At 65.7% G+C, this 19,328-nt stretch carries 18 protein-coding genes; 5 read left to right on the top strand and 13 right to left on the bottom strand.

Annotation, left to right across the window (positions count from 1 at the left end; genetic code table 11):
- Nucleotides 1–7 precede the first annotated feature (7 nt).
- The 6 genes from AQ611_RS04175 to AQ611_RS04150 form a co-directional block, all read right to left on the bottom strand.
- Nucleotides 8–559 (bottom strand): LPS-assembly lipoprotein LptE, encoded by a 552-nt coding sequence (locus AQ611_RS04175; RefSeq protein ID WP_059516122.1) that lies wholly within the window; start codon nt 557–559, stop codon nt 8–10.
- 50 nt (nt 560–609) lie between these two features.
- Nucleotides 610–3,204: a leucine--tRNA ligase gene (gene leuS, locus AQ611_RS04170; protein WP_069233787.1), complete on the bottom strand. Its 2,595-nt coding sequence runs from the start codon at nt 3,202–3,204 to the stop codon at nt 610–612.
- Between the two features lie 601 nt (nt 3,205–3,805).
- On the bottom strand, nt 3,806–4,303 hold the full coding sequence (locus AQ611_RS04165) for an ExbD/TolR family protein (RefSeq protein ID WP_059515911.1): 498 nt from the start codon (nt 4,301–4,303) through the stop codon (nt 3,806–3,808).
- Nucleotides 4,304–4,549: 246 nt separating this feature from the next.
- Entirely contained in the window at nt 4,550–5,251 is a 702-nt protein-coding gene (locus AQ611_RS04160) for a MotA/TolQ/ExbB proton channel family protein (RefSeq protein ID WP_069235126.1), read from the bottom strand.
- A gap of 44 nt (nt 5,252–5,295) precedes the next feature.
- The gene (dapB, locus tag AQ611_RS04155) at nt 5,296–6,093 is read right to left on the bottom strand and encodes a 4-hydroxy-tetrahydrodipicolinate reductase (protein WP_069235125.1); all 798 of its coding nucleotides are present in this window, start codon (nt 6,091–6,093) and stop codon (nt 5,296–5,298) included.
- A 73-nt stretch (nt 6,094–6,166) separates the two neighbouring features.
- Nucleotides 6,167–6,961 carry an outer membrane protein assembly factor BamE gene (locus AQ611_RS04150; RefSeq protein WP_069233786.1) on the bottom strand — a complete coding sequence of 265 codons (795 nt, stop codon included), beginning with the start codon at nt 6,959–6,961 and terminating at the stop codon, nt 6,167–6,169.
- A 156-nt stretch (nt 6,962–7,117) separates the two neighbouring features.
- Here AQ611_RS04150 and fur point away from each other — a divergent pair, with 156 nt between their 5' ends.
- The gene (gene fur, locus AQ611_RS04145) at nt 7,118–7,558 is read left to right on the top strand and encodes a ferric iron uptake transcriptional regulator (RefSeq protein WP_059569055.1); all 441 of its coding nucleotides are present in this window, start codon (nt 7,118–7,120) and stop codon (nt 7,556–7,558) included.
- 520 nt (nt 7,559–8,078) lie between these two features.
- On the opposite strand, the gene AQ611_RS04140 is transcribed toward fur, so the two are convergent.
- The 3 genes from AQ611_RS04140 to AQ611_RS04130 all read right to left on the bottom strand — a co-directional run bounded on the left by AQ611_RS04140 (nt 8,079) and on the right by AQ611_RS04130 (nt 11,047).
- Entirely contained in the window at nt 8,079–8,606 is a 528-nt protein-coding gene (locus tag AQ611_RS04140) for an ureidoglycolate lyase (RefSeq protein ID WP_059516116.1), read from the bottom strand.
- Nucleotides 8,607–8,617: 11 nt separating this feature from the next.
- On the bottom strand, nt 8,618–9,628 hold the full coding sequence (gene alc / locus AQ611_RS04135) for an allantoicase (RefSeq protein WP_069233785.1): 1,011 nt from the start codon (nt 9,626–9,628) through the stop codon (nt 8,618–8,620).
- A 96-nt stretch (nt 9,629–9,724) separates the two neighbouring features.
- Nucleotides 9,725–11,047, bottom strand: coding sequence for a C4-dicarboxylate transporter DctA (locus tag AQ611_RS04130; RefSeq protein WP_059515902.1), 1,323 nt, complete (start codon nt 11,045–11,047; stop codon nt 9,725–9,727).
- Nucleotides 11,048–11,334: 287 nt separating this feature from the next.
- Between AQ611_RS04130 and AQ611_RS04125 the strand changes: the two genes are divergently transcribed.
- Nucleotides 11,335–12,027: a FadR/GntR family transcriptional regulator gene (locus tag AQ611_RS04125; protein ID WP_069233784.1), complete on the top strand. Its 693-nt coding sequence runs from the start codon at nt 11,335–11,337 to the stop codon at nt 12,025–12,027.
- A 137-nt stretch (nt 12,028–12,164) separates the two neighbouring features.
- Here AQ611_RS04125 and gap read toward each other — a convergent pair whose 3' ends face one another.
- On the bottom strand, nt 12,165–13,175 hold the full coding sequence (gene gap, locus AQ611_RS04120) for a type I glyceraldehyde-3-phosphate dehydrogenase (protein WP_059515897.1): 1,011 nt from the start codon (nt 13,173–13,175) through the stop codon (nt 12,165–12,167).
- 83 nt (nt 13,176–13,258) lie between these two features.
- Entirely contained in the window at nt 13,259–15,331 is a 2,073-nt protein-coding gene (gene tkt, locus AQ611_RS04115) for a transketolase (protein ID WP_069233783.1), read from the bottom strand.
- Nucleotides 15,332–15,609: 278 nt separating this feature from the next.
- On the opposite strand from tkt, the gene speE reads away from it, so the two are divergent.
- Genes speE through AQ611_RS04100 form a run of 3 tightly spaced genes read left to right on the top strand, consistent with a single transcriptional unit; the run spans nt 15,610 to nt 17,710 of the window.
- Nucleotides 15,610–16,467 carry a polyamine aminopropyltransferase gene (gene speE / locus AQ611_RS04110; protein ID WP_069233782.1) on the top strand — a complete coding sequence of 286 codons (858 nt, stop codon included), beginning with the start codon at nt 15,610–15,612 and terminating at the stop codon, nt 16,465–16,467.
- A 59-nt stretch (nt 16,468–16,526) separates the two neighbouring features.
- Nucleotides 16,527–16,943 (top strand): VOC family protein, encoded by a 417-nt coding sequence (locus tag AQ611_RS04105; RefSeq protein ID WP_069233781.1) that lies wholly within the window; start codon nt 16,527–16,529, stop codon nt 16,941–16,943.
- On the top strand, nt 16,940–17,710 hold the full coding sequence (locus AQ611_RS04100; protein ID WP_069233780.1) for a 16S rRNA (uracil(1498)-N(3))-methyltransferase: 771 nt from the start codon (nt 16,940–16,942) through the stop codon (nt 17,708–17,710). Before AQ611_RS04105 ends, AQ611_RS04100 begins: the two co-directional genes overlap by 4 nt.
- A 503-nt stretch (nt 17,711–18,213) precedes the next feature.
- Here AQ611_RS04100 and AQ611_RS04090 read toward each other — a convergent pair.
- Together AQ611_RS04090 and AQ611_RS04085 are read right to left on the bottom strand one after the other, a co-directional pair.
- Nucleotides 18,214–18,777, bottom strand: coding sequence for a barstar family protein (locus AQ611_RS04090; protein WP_059516114.1), 564 nt, complete (start codon nt 18,775–18,777; stop codon nt 18,214–18,216).
- Between the two features lie 16 nt (nt 18,778–18,793).
- A complete protein-coding gene (locus AQ611_RS04085; RefSeq protein WP_069233778.1) occupies nt 18,794–19,225 on the bottom strand; it encodes a ribonuclease in 432 nt (143 codons plus the stop codon).
- Nucleotides 19,226–19,328: the final 103 nt, after the last annotated feature.

The raw sequence follows: 19,328 nt of genomic DNA, 5'->3' as shown, positions 1-19,328 counted from the left end.
CGGCCGATCACAGCGGCGGCGGCGGCAGCGGCGCGCGCGGCCAGACGGCCGGTACGCCCTGGCCCGGCTCCGGATGCAGCGTGCGCACGATCGCCAGGCGCCGCATCAGTTGATCGATCGCATCGTTGCGCATGTCCGCGTACAGGATCTCGGCTTCCTGCGACTTCGCGTTCGTATATTGCGCGCTGTACGTCATCGCGCGGTTCAGCGCGATCACGCTCGGCGGAATCAGCGCCGTGCCGTCCTTGCCTAAAAGCGTGTAGTTGAGCGTGTAGTTGAGTTGATACTCCTGCACCGTGCCGTAACGGTCGAGCGTGAGCGTGCCCTGGCTCTGCGCTTCGGCGAGGTTCAGCACCGCGTCGGCGTCGTCGGGCGACTTGACGATCTTCGTGTCGCTGCCCCCCTCGACGAGACGCGTGAGCCGCGCCGCCGCCGCGGGCGGCCCGCCCGCGATGTACAGGCGCTTGAACGCATAGTCCTGCTGCCCGCGCAGCTTGAAACCGCACGCCGACAACAACATCGCGCTGCCCACGAGCATCAAAAACGATCTGCGGATCACCTTCGCTCCTTGCTGATTCACCATGCGCCGCCAAACGACACCGGACGCCGTCAGACGACGACGTTGACGAGACGCCCTGGCACGACAATCACCTTTTTGGCCGGCTTGCCTTCGGCAAACTTCGCGAACGTCTCGTCGGCGAGCGCCGCCGCCTCGATCACGTCACGACTCGCGTCCTTCGCAATCTTGATCGCGCCGCGCACCTTGCCGTTGACCTGCAGCACCAGTTCGATCTCGGCCTGCTCGAGCGCGGCTTCGTCGACCTTCGGCCACGGCGCGTCGAGCAGCCCGCCGAATTCGTCCGCGTAGCCGAGCGTTTGCCAAAGCCGATACGTGACGTGCGGCACGACCGGATACAACACGCGCAACAGCACGCCGTAGCTTTCGCGCACCACGCCGGGCGCGGCGCCCTTCGCGCCTTCGAGCGCGTTCAGCATCTTCATGGCCGCCGACACGACCGTGTTGTACTGCAAGCGCTGGTAGTCGAAATCGGCTTGCTTCAGCACGCCGTGGATCTCGCGGCGCAGCGTTTTGTCGGTATCGGCCAGCTGGGCGGCGTCGAACGTCGCGCGCGCGGCGAGCGCGTCGCGATTCGCGTAACCGAAGCTCCACACCCGGCGCAGGAAGCGGCTCGCCCCTTCGACGCCCGCGCCCGACCACTCGAGCTGCTGCTCGGGCGGCGCGGCGAACATCGTGAACAGGCGCGCGGTGTCGGCGCCGTACTGGTCGATCAGCACCTGCGGATCGACGCCGTTATTCTTCGACTTCGACATCTTCTCGATGCCGCCGAGCACGACAGGCTGGCCATCGGATTGCAGCACCGCGCCGACGGGGCGCCCCTTGTCGTCATACGACACGGTGACGTCGGCCGGGTTGTACCAGGTCTTCTTGCCGGACGCGTCCTCGCGGTAGAACGTCTCGTTGAGCACCATGCCTTGCGTGAGCAGGTTCTTCGCCGGCTCACCGAACGACACAAGGCCGAGATCGCGCATCACCTTCGCCCAGAAGCGCGAGTACAGCAGGTGCAGAATCGCGTGCTCGATGCCGCCGATGTACTGATCCATCGGCATCCAGTAATTGGTGCGCGCGTCGACCATCGACGTCGCGTCCGGCGCCGCGTATCGCGAGAAGTACCACGACGAATCGACGAACGTGTCCATCGTGTCGGTTTCGCGCTTCGCCGCCGCACCGCATTTCGGGCACACGCAGTTCAGGAACGCATCGGACTTCGCGAGCGGGTTGCCGCTGCCGTCCGGCACCAGATCCTCGGGCAATACGACTGGCAAATCCACTTCGGGCACCGGCACGTCGCCGCACGACGGACAGTGGATGATCGGAATCGGCGTGCCCCAGTAGCGCTGGCGCGAAATGCCCCAGTCGCGCAAGCGCCACGTCACCTGCTTGTCGCCGAAGCCGCCCGCGCGCAGATCGGCGGCGATCGCGTCGAGCGCGGCTTCATATGCGAGGCCGTCGTACTTGCCGCTGTTCACACAGGTGCCGCGCGTCTTGTCGCCGTACCATTCCTGCCACGCGTCGGTCGAGTACGTCTCGCCTTCGACCGCGATCACCTGCTTGAGCGGCAGGCCGTATTTCTTCGCGAACGCGAAATCGCGCTCGTCGTGCGCGGGCACGCCCATCACCGCGCCTTCACCGTAGTTCATCAGCACGTAGTTGCCGATCCACACTTCGACGGGCTCGCCCGTCAGCGGATGCGATACGGAAAAGCCGGTCGCGACGCCCTTTTTCTCCATCGTCGCGATATCGGCCTCGGCGACGCCGCCGCGCTTGCATTCGTCGATGAACGCCAGCAGTTCCGGCTTACCCTGCGCGAGCCGCGCGGCGAGCGGGTGTTCGGCCGCGATCGCGCAGAACGTCACGCCCATGATCGTATCCGCGCGAGTCGTGAAGACGCGCAGCAGCTTCTTTTCACCATCGAGTTCGTATGGGAAGCCGAAGTTCACGCCGAAGCTCTTGCCGATCCAGTTCTGCTGCATCACCTTCACGCGCTCCGGCCAGCCGAGGCTGTCGAGGTCGCTCAGCAGTTCGTCGGCGTATTGCGTGATCCGCATGTAGTACATCGGGATCTCGCGCTTTTCGACGAGCGCGCCCGAGCGCCAGCCGCGGCCGTCAATCACCTGCTCGTTCGCGAGCACGGTCTGATCGACCGGATCCCAATTCACGGTGCCCGTCTTCTTGTAGACGATGCCCTTCTCGAGCATCTTCAGAAACAGCCACTGGTTCCACTTGTAATAGTCGGGCTTGCAGGTCGTGACCTCGCGCGACCAGTCGATCGCGAGACCCATCGACTGCATCTGCTTCTTCATGTACGCGATGTTGTCGTAAGTCCACTGCGCGGGCGGCACGCCGTTGGCCATCGCGGCGTTCTCGGCAGGCATCCCGAACGCGTCCCATCCCATCGGCATCAGCACGTTGTAGCCGTTCATTCGCAGATAACGGTACATCACGTCGTTGATCGTGTAGTTGCGCACGTGGCCCATATGCAGCTTGCCGGACGGATAAGGCAACATCGACACGCAATAGAACTTCTTGCGTTGCGCGTCTTCCGTCGCGCGGTAGGCGTCGGCGGCGCGCCAATCGCCTTGGGCGGCAGCTTCGACGTCGGCGGGTACGTATCTTTCGTGCATGGTGTGATTCGGGCTGGGCTTTGGAGCAGCACGCAGCGGCGGATCGGGCACGCGCGTTCGAGCGGATCGGCAAGCGCGCATTCCCGCGTCGCCGGCGGCGCGGAGAAAAGATCGATTATACCGTCCGTCACGGCGACTCATGCCGCTGTCGCGCACCCGGGCGCGTTTGGACGGTGAGCGGCGGTGAGCGAGAAAGGTTTCGGCGCGAGGAGCGTATTTTATGGCGCAGGCTGCGGGCGAAAATGAGACGGGAGGGGGAAGGATGGACCGGGGGTGAGGTCGATGCGGGAGCGAGAGCGAGAGCGGGAGCGGGAGCGGGAGCGGAAGCGGAAGCGGAAGGGGGAGCAGGAGCCAGGGCCGGAGCCGGAGCCGGAGCCGGAGCCGAAGCCGAAGCCGAAGCTGGAGCCAGAGCCGAGGCCGAGGCCGATACGGAAGCCAACACCGAAGTCAAAGGCAACACCAACGCCATGGTCAGCAATGTAGCCGGAGGCGCCGCAGAGAGAGGAAGAGAGAAACAGCGCGGATACGCTCGCGAACGGCTCGGCCCGTCAGGCAACGCTGCCGCCCAGGCGCCGGGGCGCGCGGCAAACCGCGATTCGACTCAATGCGGCACCGCAAGCGCGGCGGCGGGCGCCGCCGGCTCCGCCCGCCTCGCCGGCTGCCCCGCGCCCGGCGTCCCGTCCGGCTTGGGCGAATCGGTCACGAAGCCGATCCGCGCGACGCCCGCCTGCTGCGCGGCGCCCATCACCTGCACGATCGCATCGTAGCGGGTGTCACGCGCGGCGCGCAGATGCAGCTGCGGGTCCTTGCCGCCCGACGCCGCGTCGCGCAAGCGTGCGCTCAGCGCGCCGAATGCGATCGGCTCGCCGTTCCAGTACAGCTTGCCCGCCGCGTCGATCGACAGCGTGATGGTCTGCGGCGTATCGCGCGCGGGCGCCGCCGCGACTTTCGGCAAATCGAGCCGGATCGCATGCGTGAGAAGCGGCGCGGTAATGATGAAGATGACGAGCAGAACGAGCATCACGTCGATCAGCGGCGTCATGTTGATGTCCGCCATCGGTTGCGCGGTCTGCTGGTGGTCGAGTCCGCCGAACGCCATATATACCCTCCGTTGCCGGATCGGATGCGTGAAATGCGTTGAATACCTGTTGCGCGATGCCGCGACGGCGAATCTCGGCGACCGACGCCGTCGCCGCGCGCCCCGTTGCAGCAACCGCCCCGCGGCGCCTATCGGCACAATCGAACGCAGGCGGCGAAATCCGCCGCATCCGGCCGCAAAAGCCTGTTACGAAACCGGCTGCAAAAGAGGCCGCGAAAAAGACAGCGGCAGACCGCGAAACAGCGGCTACGAAGCCCGTTGCGCAACCGGCTGCCCGGCCGACTCACCGCAAACGAACACATGCAGATCGCGCGCGAAGCCGTCCAGTTCCTCGACGAGTTGCCGCACGAGCCGGCCGAGAATGTTGTACGCGAGCACGGCCGGAATCGCGACGACCAGGCCGAACGCCGTCATGATGAGCGCCTCGCCCACCGGGCCGGCCACGTTCTCGATCTGCGCCTGCCCGCTCGCCGCGATACTGCCGAGCGCGTGATAGATCCCCCAGACCGTGCCGAGCAGGCCGACGAACGGCGCCGTGCTGCCGATCGACGCGAGCAGCACCTGGCCGAATTCGAGCCGCCGCTGCGACATGCGCAACGCGGCACGCAACGAGCGCAATACCCGCTCGCCGCGCTCGACGCGGGCGGCCAGCGTGCGCGGCCCGGCTTCCGGGATGGCGTCGGCATCGCGTGCGGCCTGTGCAAGCGGCGCGAACACGCGCTCCTTGTCGGCCGCGCGCAGCGCGGCCACCCCCTCATCGAGCGTCGCCGCCCGCCAGAATGCGGCGAGCGCGGCGGGCGCCTGGCGTTTCGCGCGCACCAGCAGCCACGCCTTCACGAGCAGAAAACACCAGCTCGTAACCGACATCGCGAGCAGCACGTAAGCAACCGCGTGCGTGACGGCGTCGCCGCTTTCGAGGTAATGCAGGATGCCGGTCGGGGTGGAGATCGCCATCGATGCGTTCGGCTACGGACGGATGGAACGGCAGGCGCTCAGCGCAGGCCGAGCACGTCCTGCATGTCGAAGAAACCGGCGTCATGGCCGGCGAGGAAGCGCGCGGCGCGCAGCGCGCCCTGCGCATACGAGACCCGGCTCGCCGATTTGTGCGTGATCTCGATGCGCTCGCCGGTGCCGGCGAACAGCACCGTGTGGTCACCGACGATATCGCCGCCGCGAATCGCCGAGAAGCCGATCGTCGACGGATCGCGCTCGCCCGTCACGCCGTGGCGGCCGTACACCGCGCAATCGGCCAGCGAGCGCCCGAGCGCGCCCGCCACCGCCTCGCCCATCATCAGCGCGGTGCCGGACGGCGCATCGACCTTGTGCCGATGATGCGCCTCGACAATCTCGATGTCGTAGCCGTGCGAGAAGTGCTTCGCCGCGAACTCGAGCAGCTTCAGCGTGACGTTCACGCCGACGCTCATGTTCGCCGAAAACATCACGGCGATCCGCTCGCCCGCCGCGCGAAGCTGCGCCTTCTGCGGTTCGCTGAAACCCGTGGTGCCGATCACGAGCTTCACGCGGTGGCGCAGCGCCGCCTCGACATGCGCGAGCGTGCCTTCCGGGCGGGTGAAGTCGATCAGATAATCGGCGTCGGCGAAAACGTGCTCGATATCGTCGGTGAGCGTCACCCCGGTTTGCCTGCCGAGAAACGCGCCCGCATCCTGGCCGAGCTGCTCGGAGCCCACGCGATCGAGTGCGCCGACGAGCGTGGCGTCGGGCGCGTCGAGCACCGCTTCGATCAGCATCCGGCCCATCCGGCCCGATGCGCCTGCAATCGCAATCTTCATGGACGACATGCGCTACCTGCTACGAATAAAGAGCGAGCGGCGCATGCCGCCCGGTTTGACTGAAAGGGCCGGCTCAGTTGCCCGTTTCCTGCGGACCGACGGCCTCGCCCGCGCCCGGCGCGGGCCGCTGCGGCGGACGATGGAACTGGAACTGCGGCTGGATCGCCGGGCTCGCGCCGGGCGGCTGGCCGCCCGGCGTCGGCGCGCTCGGCGCCGACTGTGCGGACGGACGGAACCGCACGGACGCGCCGCCCTGGCCGGACACCTGCGCGGTCGCCCGATTTGCCGCGCGCGCGGCCTGTTCGTTCGCGCCACTGTCCGGCGCCGGCTGCACGGCCGGCGTGCCCGCATCGGCATGCGCCGGCGCGGCGTCCGCAGCCGGCACCGCCGACGACGACGCGGTGGCAGCAGCGGCCTGCGACGCGGCCTCGGCCGAGCTGGCGGCGGCCTGCGCCGCCTTTTTCGCCTTCTTGCCCCGCCTGTCGCCGTCGATATCGGCAAGCAGATCGAGTTCGGACGGCAGATTATCCGCGCCGGTCCAGCTCACGAGCCGATCGTTCGAGAAATTCAGCACGAGGTCGCGCTGCTGGACGACCGAGGTCGAGCCGCGCTTGAAATAGAACAAATAGTCCCAGCGATCCGCGTGGAACACGTCGGTCAACAGCGGCGTGCCGAGCAACGCGCGCACCTGGTCGCGCGACATGCCGGCCTGCAGTTGCGACGCCATTTCCTGCGACACGAAATTACCCTGGACGACGGTAATCCGATACGGTGTGATGCTTTGCGCGACCCGTTGCGTCAAGCTGTCATAAGACGAGCAGGCAGCCAATCCGGCGACGGCGACAGCAGCGATGACAGCGCTTCGCATGCGGCTCCTCTGAAGTTGCAAAAGAGATCTTGGAATCATTTCCCTCACCGTGCCGGCCATGGCGCAGGCCGCGCGCGAATAGATGTCGAAGGTGACCTGAATGGCAAAAAGCCGGTACTATTGAAGCCCAGCATTGTACTCTAGGGACGCCTAGCCATGACCAATCCGACCGATCTCAAGAATATCGGGCTCAAGGCCACCCTACCGCGCCTCAAAATTCTCGAAATTTTCCAGCAGAGCCCGGTACGCCATCTGACGGCCGAAGACGTCTATCGCAACCTGCTGCATGAGGAACTCGACATCGGCCTTGCGACCGTCTACCGCGTGCTCACCCAGTTCGAGCAAGCGGGCCTGCTGTCGCGCAGCAACTTCGAATCCGGCAAGGCCGTGTTCGAATTGAACGAAGGCTCGCACCACGATCACCTGGTTTGCCTCGACTGCGGCCGCGTCGAGGAATTCTTCGACGCCGAAATCGAAAGCCGCCAGCAGATGATCGCGAAGGAACGCGGCTTCAAGCTGCAAGAGCATTCGCTCGCGATGTACGGTTCGTGCAAAACGGAAAACTGCCCGCACCGCAAGCACGAAGGCAAGCACTGACGCGGCACCGGCCGCGCTGCGCGTGTTTTCCGCGCAAGCAGATCGTATAGGCCCGGCGGACGCAAGCCCGACCGGGCCTTTGTTCGATTGGATGCGACCTGTCCCGCGGGAGTTTGCGTATCGGCGGATTCTGCCGCCGATGGGTCAGGCCGCTTTTTTGCGGATTATCCGCACGCCGTGCCATGCCGGTTGGATGCCGTGCGAATTTCGGCTCGGACCCGGCCAGCCGCCGCGCGTGAACGCAGCCGCATGTGCCGTGCGCCCGTTCAATTTTCGCGCTCCCGCCCCCCGCTCGGCGCAGCCGCTTCCCGGCGTCTCACGCCTGCCGGCCCGCTGCGCAACTTAAGGGCCGCAGCCTTTCGACGGCCACCGCTGCCGGTTCTGGGGCCGGATGGACACACGCAGCGCCCGCCGCCGGACAGGCGGCCCGCGCCACCCGAGAACGCGCGCCGCGCGTCTACGCCGGATTCGCTCCGGCTGATGCACCCGTCAACGCCCGGCACGTGACGGCAAGCAAGCGCTACGCGACGACACGCATCCGTTCTCCGTCATCGACCAATCGCCACCGGGCGCCAAGCGAAATTTCGTCGCAATTCGGCTGTTCGCCGCCACGGTCGACCACGATGAAATCGCTTACGGCGTCGAGCGCGAGCAGCGGATGGTGCCAGACGCCTTTCGCGTAATTGACGCCCTGGCCGTGCTGCGCGACAAACGCGCGCATCCGTGCCGGGTCGAACTCGCCTGCCGGCGCGACGACGAGCAGGTAGCGGGCAACGGCCGCGAGCGGAATGAACGCCTGGCTGCCGAGCGGATGACGCTCCATCATGTCGATCTCGACCGGCCATGTGCGCGGCTGGGCGCGGAACATGCTGATGAGCGGCCGCCCCTGCGCGTCGCCGACGTCGACCGACGCGAGATCGTGAAAGCGCTCGGTCGTGCCGCCGTTGATCAGGAAACGGCGCGCGCCGTCGAGTTGGATCACGTCGCCGAACGGCGCGAACGCGTCGCGCGTGAGCGGCTCGACACGCAACGTATGCACTTTGTCCATGCGCGCCTGTGTCATGCCAGTTCCCCCCAGATGCGCAGCCGCGATACGCCACCGTCCGGATGAATGTTGAGCCGCACGTGCGTGACGGGGCCGAGCGCCGCGAGCTGCGTGTCGAACGTGTGAATGCTGTCCATCTTGAGCGGCTGCTCGTCGAGCAGCGCCGGCCAGAACATTGCCTGCGTGACGAGCGACGCGTCCGTGCCGCCCACGACGCTCGCCGCCTGCAGCGAACAGCGGTCCGGGAAATTGCCCTTGAAGTGCGCCGTATCGATTTCGACCCGGCGAATCACGCCCGGGCGCGCCAGCGCGACGATCGCCCAGTCGTTGCCAGGTTCGCGGCGGCGGCGGGTTTCCCAGCCGTCGCCCATGTTCGCGCCGCGCCCCGGCATCAGCATCCGCGATGCCGGCCCGAAATGCTCGTTGTTCGCCGCAACCAGATATGCGCCGTTCTCGATTGCCGCAAGATCCAACAGTTCGCCGCGCACCGCGCGCGTCCAGTCGCGCTGCGGCTGACCATACACGCGCAGCCGCGCGAGCCCGCCGTCCGGATACAGATTCACGCGCAGGTGCGTGTACGGCCGCGGATCGCTCACCGCGACGTAGTGATGCTGATTGCCCTGCAACGTCGTCGCGGGCACGAGCGTGTGCCAGTCGGCATGATCGGACGGCGTGTCGCTGTCCGACACGCACGCCTCGATCGACGCGGCCGGCGGGAAATTGCCGGTGAAGTGGCTCGTATCGAGATCGACGCCGTACACGACGCCCGGCCGCGCAAGCTTGATTACACAGAAATCGTGGCCCGTCGTGCGCTTGCGGCGCGTCTCCCAGCCGTCCATCCATTTACCGTGATCGTCGTATTTGCCGGGGATGAACACGGCCGGCTCGGGATCGAGCATTCGCTCCTTCGGTGCGAAGAATTCGTCGCTCGCGAAAAGCGCCTTCGCGCCCAGGCGCGGATCGGCGAGATTCATGTAGCGGCGCGTGAAAGCGGGCGCGTTCGGATCGAGAATCGGGGCGGCCATGTCGTCTCCTGTCTTTGTTCGGCGGTTTGTCCATTCAAGCGAAGCGGCGGCGCGCAAACCACGAGGCGCGCCGCCGCCATGTCGGGCAGCGCGGCGTCAGAGCGCGGGCGCGTTGCCCTGCGCGATCGCGCCATCCGGCTGGTCGTCGCCCGACGGCACATAGCGCAGTTCGTCATTCAGCACGCGCGTGGCGCGCGCCTTGTCGATATCGTGCTCCCATACCGCGACGACGATCGTTGCAACGCAGTTGCCGAGCAGATTCGTCAACGCCCGCGCGATACCGACAAACCAGTCGACCGGCAAAATCAGCACGAGGCCGAGCACCGGCAGCGCCGGAATCGCCGACAGCGTCGCGGCGAGAATCACGATCGCCGAGCCGGGAATGCCGTGCGCGCCCTTCGACGTGAGCAGCGACACGAGCAGCACGACGATCAGGTCGTGCGTCGATAGCGGCGTGTTGGTCGCCTGCGCGATAAACAGCACGGCGAGCGTCAGGTAAATCGAGAAGCCGTCGAGGTTGAACGAATAGCCGGTCGGGATCACGAGGCCGACCGTCGAATCCTTGACGCCCAGCCATTCGAGCTTGCGCATCACCTGCGGCAGCACCGCGTCGGACGACGCGGTGCCGAGCACGATCAGCAGTTCCTCGCGCAGATAGCGGATCAGCTTGAATACCGAGAAGCCCGCGAGCCGCATCACCGCGCCGAGCACGATCGCGACGAACGCCACGCAACTCGCGTAGAACACGATCACGAGCAAGCCGAGCTGCTTGAGCGACGCGACGCCGTACTTGCCGGTCGTGAACGCGATTGCGCCGAGCACGCCGAGCGGCGCGAGCTTGATGATGAAACCCATCACGCGAAAGCATACGTGCGCGAACTCGTCGATCAGCACGTTCACATGCCTGGCCTTATCGCCGAGCAGCGAGAGCGCCGAGCCGAACAGCACCGAAAACACCAGGATTTGCAGGATGTCGCCCTTGGCGAACGCATCGAACGCGGTGTCGGGGATGATCTTCAACAGGTAGCCCGCCGTGTCCTTCAGGCTCTGCGCGTTCTTCGCATAATCGGCGAGCGACGCGGGATCGAGCGAGTGCAGATCGATGTTCATCCCCGCGCCCGGCTTCGTCACGAACGCGAGCACAAGGCCGATCGCGAGCGCGAGCGTCGTCATCACTTCGAAATAGACGACCGCTTTCAGCCCGACGCGGCCGACTTTCCTCAAATCGCCCGCGTTCGCGATGCCGTGCACGACGACGCAAAACACGATCGGCCCGATCACCATCTTGATGAGCTTGAGAAATCCGTCGCCGAACGGCCGCAGCGACTGCGCGAAATGCGGGAACAACGCGCCGAGCGCGACGCCGATCAACAGCGCGACGACCACCCGGCCAAACAGCGAATTAAGGAACTTCGACACGGCGCTCTCCCATCACGGCAGTTGCGGATAAGTGGCGGACCGATGCCGATTCATCTGTTCATACTGGTCCGACCAGTGCTGTTATCGACGATAGTAGGAAGCCGATATAGTCGCGTCAAGCACACAAAAATAGGGATTTCCCCGTGGTTTTCGACACCGCGCCGGCGGGCGGCCGAGCATCGGAAAAGCGCCGGATCATCGCTTTCCCGATGCTGCGGCGCATGGTCTGAACGACGGTTTACAATACTGGTCAGACCGCATAATCGCCGCCACATCCGACGAAATCGATGAAGAACGTTCCGCACACCGTTACCGACGCCGCCATCGCCACGATCCGCGAGCGGATCGAGACCGGGTTCTATCCCGTCGGCAGTCTGCTGCCTGCGCAACGTCAGTTATCCGAAGAACTGGAGATCAGCCGCGCGTCGTTGCGCGAAGCGTTGTCGACACTCGAAGCGCTCGGCCTGCTGCGCATCCGCCCCGGCAAAGGCGTGTATGTCGAGCGCGCGCAGGCAAACGCCGCGCATGCATGGCGCTTTGCCGAACAGTCGTCACTGCCCGATACGTACCAGATGCGTTACGCGCTCGAAGGTTTCGCGGCGCGCATGGCCGCGCTCGCGGTCATCGACGCGGATCTCGAATGGTTCGAGACGAACGTTGCCGCGCTGCACGAAGCGCTCGCGAATGATGAGCTTGACGACGCGGCGCAACTCGATTTCGACTTTCATATGCGCATCGTCAGTCTTGCCGGCAACGCGGCGATCGAATCGATCCTGCGCGGCAGCGCGGACATCATGAAAGAAAGCCAGCGGATGCCGTTCTATCGGCGCGAGTTCGTGCTGTCGACCTATCACGAGCATCGCGCGATTCTCGATGCGCTGATCGCGAAAGATTCCGCCGCGGCCGGCGCGGCGATCGAAGCGCATATCGCGAATGCCGCGCAACGGGCCGGCGTGTTCTTCCCGACGCCGAAAGGGTAACGGGATGCGATGCACGCGGCTCCTCGGGCGGCGCGTATAAAAAAACGCGCCGGCGATATCCGCCGGCGCGTGCCCGATCATTGCCGCTTGCGCGCGCCGCCCTACCGACTCCGGCGGCGCAGCGCAAGCCCGGCCGCTTACTTCGCGTTCGCGAGCGCGACCGCCGTATCAAGCATCCGGTTCGAGAAGCCCCACTCGTTGTCGTACCAGCTCGACACCTTGACGAGACGGCCCGACACCTTGGTCAGCGTCGCGTCGAACGTCGACGAAGCCGGGTTGTGGTTGAAGTCGATCGACACGAGCGGCGCGGCGTTGTAGCCGAGAATGCCCTTCAGCGCGCCTTCCGACGCTTCCTTCATGATCGCGTTGACTTCGTCGACCGTCGTATCGCGCTTCGCGATGAACGACAGATCGACGATCGACACGTTGATGGTCGGCACGCGGATCGCATAGCCGTCGAGCTTGCCGTTCAGCTCCGGCAGCACGAGGCCGACAGCGGCGGCCGCGCCCGTCTTCGTCGGAATCTGGCTGTGCGTAGCCGAACGCGCACGACGCAGATCCTCGTGATACACGTCGGTCAGCACCTGGTCGTTCGTATATGCGTGGATCGTCGTCATCAGGCCGGTTTCGACGCCGATCTTGTCGTTCAGCGGCTTGACGAGCGGCGCGAGGCAGTTCGTCGTGCACGATGCGTTCGAGATCACCGTATGCTCGGCCTTCAGCACGTTGTGGTTCACGCCGTAGACGATCGTCGCGTCGACGTCCTTGCCGCCCGGCGCCGAGATGATCACCTTCTTCGCACCGCCCTTCAGGTGCGCGCTCGCCTTTTCCTTCGTCGTGAAGAAGCCCGTGCACTCCAGCACGACGTCGACGCCCAGCTCGCCCCACGGCAACTCGGCCGGGTTGCGGTTCGCGAGCACGCGGATCTTGTCGCCGTTGACGACGAGATAATCGCCGTCGACCGACACTTCTCCCGGGAAGCGGCCGTGCGCGGTGTCGTATTGCGTGAGGTGCGCGTTGGTCTTCGCATCGCCCAGATCGTTGATCGCGACGATCTCGAGGTCGTGCTTCTTGCCGTTTTCATAGAACGCGCGCAGCGTGTTGCGGCCGATGCGGCCGTATCCGTTGATGGCAACGCGAATCGTCATGTCTATCTCCTGATGGCTGAAAAAATTCGTTTCGTGCAGCTTCACGGCGTGACGCGCGGCGCAGCGCGCGTCACGCGTCGCATTTAGGCGAGAACGGCCTTCACGGTCTCGACGACGTGCTCGACGGTGAAGCCGAAGTGCTTGAACAGCACGCCGGCCGGCGCCGATTCACCGAACGTGTCGATCCCGACGACGCCGCCTTCGAGGCCGACGTACTTGCGCCAGAAACTCGTCACCCCCGCTTCGATCGCGACGCGGCGCACGCCCTGCGGCAGCACGCGCTCGCGGTACTCGGCGTCCTGCCGGTCGAACACGGTCGTCGCCGGCATCGATACCACGCGCGCCGCGATCCCCTGCTGCGCGAGCGGCTCGACTGCCTTCATCGCAAGCTCGACCTCGGAGCCCGTCGCGATCAGGATGATCTTGCGCGCGACGATCTCTTCATTCCAGTCACGCAGCACGTAGCCGCCCTTGTCGACGTTCGCGATCTGCGCGTCGCTGCGCACATTGAACGCGAGGTTCTGGCGGCTGAAGATCAGGCTCGACGGACGATCCGCCGCGATCGCATGGGTCCACGCGACAGCCGTTTCGACCGTATCGGCCGGACGCCAGACGTCGTGGTTCGGGATCAGCCGCAGGCTCGCGACCTGCTCGATCGACTGGTGCGTCGGGCCGTCCTCGCCCAGGCCGATCGAATCGTGCGTGAACACGAAGATCGACGGCACCTTCATCAGCGACGCGACGCGCAGCGCGTTGCGGCTGTAGTCGGAGAACGTCAGGAAGGTGCCGCCGAACGGCTTGTAGCCGCCGTGCAGCGCAAGGCCGTTGAGCGCCGCGCTCATGCCGAACTCGCGCACGCCGTAATTGATGTGGTTGCCCCACTGGATGCCCGGGCCGTCCTGATTCGCGCGCACCGGCTTGGACGCCTTCCAGTTGGTCAAATTCGAGCCCGTCAGATCGGCCGAGCCGCCGAGCAATTCCGGCAGCACGGCCGCGAGACCTTCGATCGCCTGCTGCGACGCCTTGCGCGTGGCGACCGTCTCGGCACGCTCGTTCGCGCCGGCGATGATGGCCGCCGCCTTCTGCGCCCAGTCGGCAGGCAGCTTGCCGGCGGTGCGGCGCTCGAATTCGGCCGCTTCCTGCGGGTATTTCGCGCGATATTGCGCGAACGTCGCGTTCCAGTCGCCTTCGCGGCGCTTGCCGGCTTCCTTCGCATCCCATGCCGCATAGACTTCCTGCGGAATCACGAAAGGCGGCCATGTCCAGCCGAGCGCCTCGCGCGTCTTCGCGATTTCTTCGGCGCCGAGCGGCGCGCCGTGCACGTCGTGGCCGCCCGCCTTTGTCGCCGCGCCCTTGCCGATCGTCGTCCGGCAACAGATGAGGGTGGGCTTGTCGGATTGCTTCGCCTGCGCGATCGCCGCGTCCACCGCGTCGACGTCGTGACCGTTCACGTTGCGGATCACGTTCCAGCCGTATGCTTCGAAACGCTTCGGCGTGTCGTCATGGAACCAGTTGACGACGTCGCCGTCGATCGAGATGCCGTTGTCGTCGTACAGCGCGATCAGCTTGTTCAGCTTCAGCGTGCCAGCCAGCGAGCACGCCTCGTGCGAGATGCCTTCCATCAGGCAGCCGTCGCCGACGAACACGTAAGTATGATGATCGACGATCTTCGCGTCGGGCTTGTTGAATTCGTCCGCGAGCAGCGCCTCGGCGAGCGCCATCCCGACCGAGTTCGCGAGGCCCTGGCCGAGCGGGCCCGTCGTCGTCTCGACGCCCGGCGTGATCCCGTATTCGGGATGGCCCGGCGTCTTCGAATGCAGTTGCCGGAATTGCTTCAGCTCGTCGATCGGCAGATCGTAGCCCGTCAGATGCAGCAGCGAATACAGCAGCATCGAGCCATGGCCGTTCGACAGCACGAAGCGGTCACGGTCGGCCCAGTGCGGATTCGCCGGATTGTGCTTCAGATGGCGGGCCCACAGCGCGACGCCGATTTCGGCCATGCCCATCGGCATGCCGGGGTGGCCGGAATTCGCTTGCTGAACGGCGTCCATCGCGAGCGCACGGATCGCGTTGGCCATCAAAGTGGGAGAGGCGGGAGACGAAGTCGTCATGTCGAGTCCGGAAAACGAGTCGAGAAAACCTGTGGCGCGCGGCATCCGGCAACTCGCTGGCCGACCGTTCCCGGCGCGCAGTACGGCGCCGACAGGACGCGGGGCGGACGAGCAAACGGACAAGGCTGCAAAGCGGGCAGCCCTGCAAACAGCTCCGCCGCTATGGAGCCTGTCATTCTAACAGATGACCTGCCGCAAGCTCGGCCGCAACGAGCCGCCTGGCGCGGTTTCCGTCAAGCCGATGCGGGCTGCGATTCCGGTCCGCGCGCCAGCCTTCTATCCTTCTATAATTCTGACCATCCCCCGCTTCGCCGCCCGCCGCCTTGAGCACCGCCCTTCTCTTCCATCCGACCCCCGATACCGTGTACGGCTTTCCGAACGCCCGCCGTGTCGCACGCGTCGCGTCCGGGTATCAAACGATCGAGGTTTGGGAAACGGCGCAGCTGGGCCTGCTTTTCACGCTCGACGGACAACCGATGACCTCGGTGGGCGACGAATTCGTCTATCACGAGTGCATGACGCATCCGGCCGCGCTCGCGCATCCGTCGCCCCGAAAGGCGCTCGTGCTCGGCGGCGGCGACGGCGGCGCGGCGCGCCAGTTGCTCAAGCACCGGTGCATCGAGCGGATCGTCGTCGCCGAACTCGACCCCGCCGTCGTCGACATGGCGCGCCGCTATCTCGCCGACGTCCATCAAGGCGCGCTCGACGATCCGCGCGTCGAACTCGTGATCGGCGACGCCGCGCATTACGTCGATCACGCGTGCGAGCATTTCGATCTCGCCGTGTTCGACCTGACGCCGCCCGATTCGCCCGCCGCCGGCCTCTACACCGCCGAGTTCTATACGCGCCTGAAGCGCATCTTGACGCCGCGCGGCGCCGTATCGCTGCACCTGGGCTCGCCGCTTTTTCACCCGCCGCGCATCGCTGCGCTGCTCGCGGGCTTGCGCGCGAGTTTCGCGGTGGTGACGCCGCTTTGCGCGCACGTGCCGCTGTACGGCTCGCCGTGGCTGATGGCGATCGCGAGCGACGCGCTCGACGCGGCGTCGCTGTTTTCGCACGATATCGAGGAACGGCTTGCGCAGCGGCGCATCGACGGCCTGCGCTTCTACGACGCGAAATTACATCCGGCGCTTTTTACACTGCCGCGTTCGCTGCGCGATACACTCGGCATGCATCGCTGAACCTATGTGCGGGGCCGAACGTCGGTCAACCGCACGCATTTTCCCGCAGGAGACTTTGTATGACCGACCCACGGCCGGCTGACGTGCCATGGCTGACCCCTTATCTGACGGTGCGCGACGCCCGGGCGTCGATCCAGTTCTTTAGCGCCGCATTCGGCTTCAAACAGCGCGAATTGATCGACGAAGACGGTGCGATCATGCATGTCGAGATGTCGTATCACGGCCAGTTGATCGTGATGTTCGCGCCTCAAGGCGCGTTCGGCTCGACGGCCCGCACGCCGAGAAGCGCGGGGGCGACCGCGCCGCAGTCGTTCTATCTGTATGTCGACGATGTCGACGAGACCTATCGCCGGGCGCTCGACGCCGGCGCGAAATCGCTGAGCGAGCCGCAGGATCAATTCTGGGGCGACCGCTTCGCGCAGATCGAGGATCTCGACGGCTATCGCTGGTCGCTCGCTCGGCGGATCGGCGCATGAGCGGCGGTGGCGCCACGACCGCGGCGGTGCCCCGCTTCTTCGTCGATGCGGTGTTGCGCACCGATGCCACGCTGCCGCTGCCCGCCGAGGTCGCGCGTCACGCCCTCGTGCTCCGGCTGCAGCCAGGCGACGCGCTGGTGTTGTTCGACGGCACGGGCGGCCAGTATCGCGCGCAGCTCGTGGAGATCGACAAGCGCGGCGCGCTCGCGCGGATCGGCGCGTTCGAAGCTGCGGACGCGGAGCCACCTTACCGTGTCACGCTCGCGCAGGGCATCGCCGGCGGTGACAAGATGGATTGGGCGATCGAAAAGGCGGTCGAGCTGGGCGTCGCGGCGATCATGCCGCTGACGACCGCGCGCGGGGTCGTCAAGCTGTCGGGCGAGCGTGCGGACAAGCGCGTGTCGCACTGGCGCGGCGTCGTGCGCGCGTCGTGCGAACAGTGCGGCCGCAATCGCGTGCCCGACGTCGCGCCGGTATGCGGCTTCGATGTGTGGCTTAATGCACTGCCTGCCGCGCCGGCCGATGGCGAGCGGCGCTTGCTGCTGTCGCCGCGCGCGAGCGTGCCGTTTGCATCGCTGCCCGACACGCCGCCCGCGGGCGAAGTCACGTTGCTGATCGGCCCGGAAGGCGGGCTGTCGCCCGACGAGGAACAGGCTGCGCGCGCGCGAGGCTTCGCCGCACTGTCGCTTGGTCCGCGCGTGTTGCGCACCGAGACAGCTGGCGCGGCAGTACTGGCCGCGCTCGCCGCGCGCTGGGGCGGCTGGTGACGCACGGCCGCAGGCTGCCGCCGCGTCGGACGGCTTTGGACAGCGCCTCGCGGCGGGTACGACTGCCAGCGAACGCACTATTTCGTTGAGGTGCGCGATTTTCGCTGTGCCATCGTTGACGAAGACGTCGAATAGACGTTGACCGTTTGCTGCCGCAAGCGTGGCGCGGCGTATGCCGCCGCACCAAGCCTGCCGGTGCGTGCTGCGGCGGATCGAGTACACCAAAGCGTGCGCCGCGCGACCGCGCGGCGCACAAAATGGACGAAGAGCATCGAAAAACGGCCTTTCGCCGGCGAATCGAATGGTTTCCGCGGCAAAAAGCAAAGTGCCGTGCGAACCGAGCCTCATCTCCCCGAAAAACGGCATACGATGAAGAACCGTTGCGGGGAAAACGCGGAAAAATGCAGGAAAACTCGCACATGCGCCGCCCGCGTGCCGGTATCGCCGCACACGCAAAAAACCCGCGCAAAGGCGGGTTTTCCGGCGGATCGTGCGGTGCGGAATTACGCGAACGAGTAGAACACGCGGAACGCGACCCGGCGCTCCGCCCAGAACTCCGCCGCTTCGCGAAACACGTCGAGTAGCGTTTCGCGCCCTTCCTTGTCGAATTTGTGCGCGATCGGTAGCGCTTCGAGCACGATCACGAACCCCGGCTGTGAGCCGGCCTTGTGGACGAGATCCGTCAAACAGTCATACAGCGCGTCATAGTTCTTGCCGAAATGCTTGGGAAACAAGAACGAGGTTGCGATCGTCTCCAGCACTTCCTGCTTCGATTGGGCATTTCCACAGTACGCATACAGGAAATGCTGGCCGAGCTGATTCGCTTCGTCAGCAAGATCCTGCACACGGAATGCGCGGATCGACTGCACGAGATTCGGTCGCACGGTCGCAAAAAGGCTCATAGGCTCCTCGATGGATGAAAGCCCGGGGCTGGCCGCGCCGTCAGGCGCATGGCCCGCGTGCGCCGCCATGCGCAGTTGCATGACACGCTGAAACAGGTTGCCGTCGCCAGCCGCGAACAGATCCGCCGCAGCCGACATATCGCGCGCGTAGATGTTGTCGCTCATGCCGCTCATCCCGAAGTCAATCAACGATACGTTTGAAACTGTTGTAGTGGTCGTCGGTGTAATAACAATTGTCGACACGCCGCAACGGGCCGCCGCAAACGATGCGGCGCGCGCCACGATTGCGCGCCCTCGGCGTTGGCACCGTGTATTCGTGGTAATAGCCACGCCGCATCTTCGGCAGCGCACGTTCGTAATTGCCGAACACCACGCCGTCTTTCTCATACGGATAGGGGCCGCCCGCGGCGATCAGACTCAGCGTGGCCGTTGCTTCACGCGGCAACTGGGACGCGGGGATCGTATCGACCTGCGCTGCCGCCCCGTTGAGGGGAGCGGCTTCCCGTGCGTATGCGGCGGAAACCAGACTGCCCGGCATGACGCCGACATTGCCTATCGCGGCGATCGCGAAGACGGACGCGAGCGCGCCGTTGCGGAGCCACTTGCGTGCCATAAACGAAGGTTCCCGCTGTTAAATCAATAAGTTGACGACCAAGAAAGGCGTAAGCGTAGCGCTAATGCCAACCGGAATCAATGCCAGTCAGGAAATTGAAAGG

The organism is Burkholderia singularis, from assembly GCF_001718875.1.
In the GTDB taxonomy this organism is placed as follows: Bacteria; Pseudomonadota; Gammaproteobacteria; order Burkholderiales; family Burkholderiaceae; genus Burkholderia; species Burkholderia singularis.
Note: the sequence above shows the minus strand (reverse complement) of the source record. Positions and strands in the feature narration are given on the sequence as shown.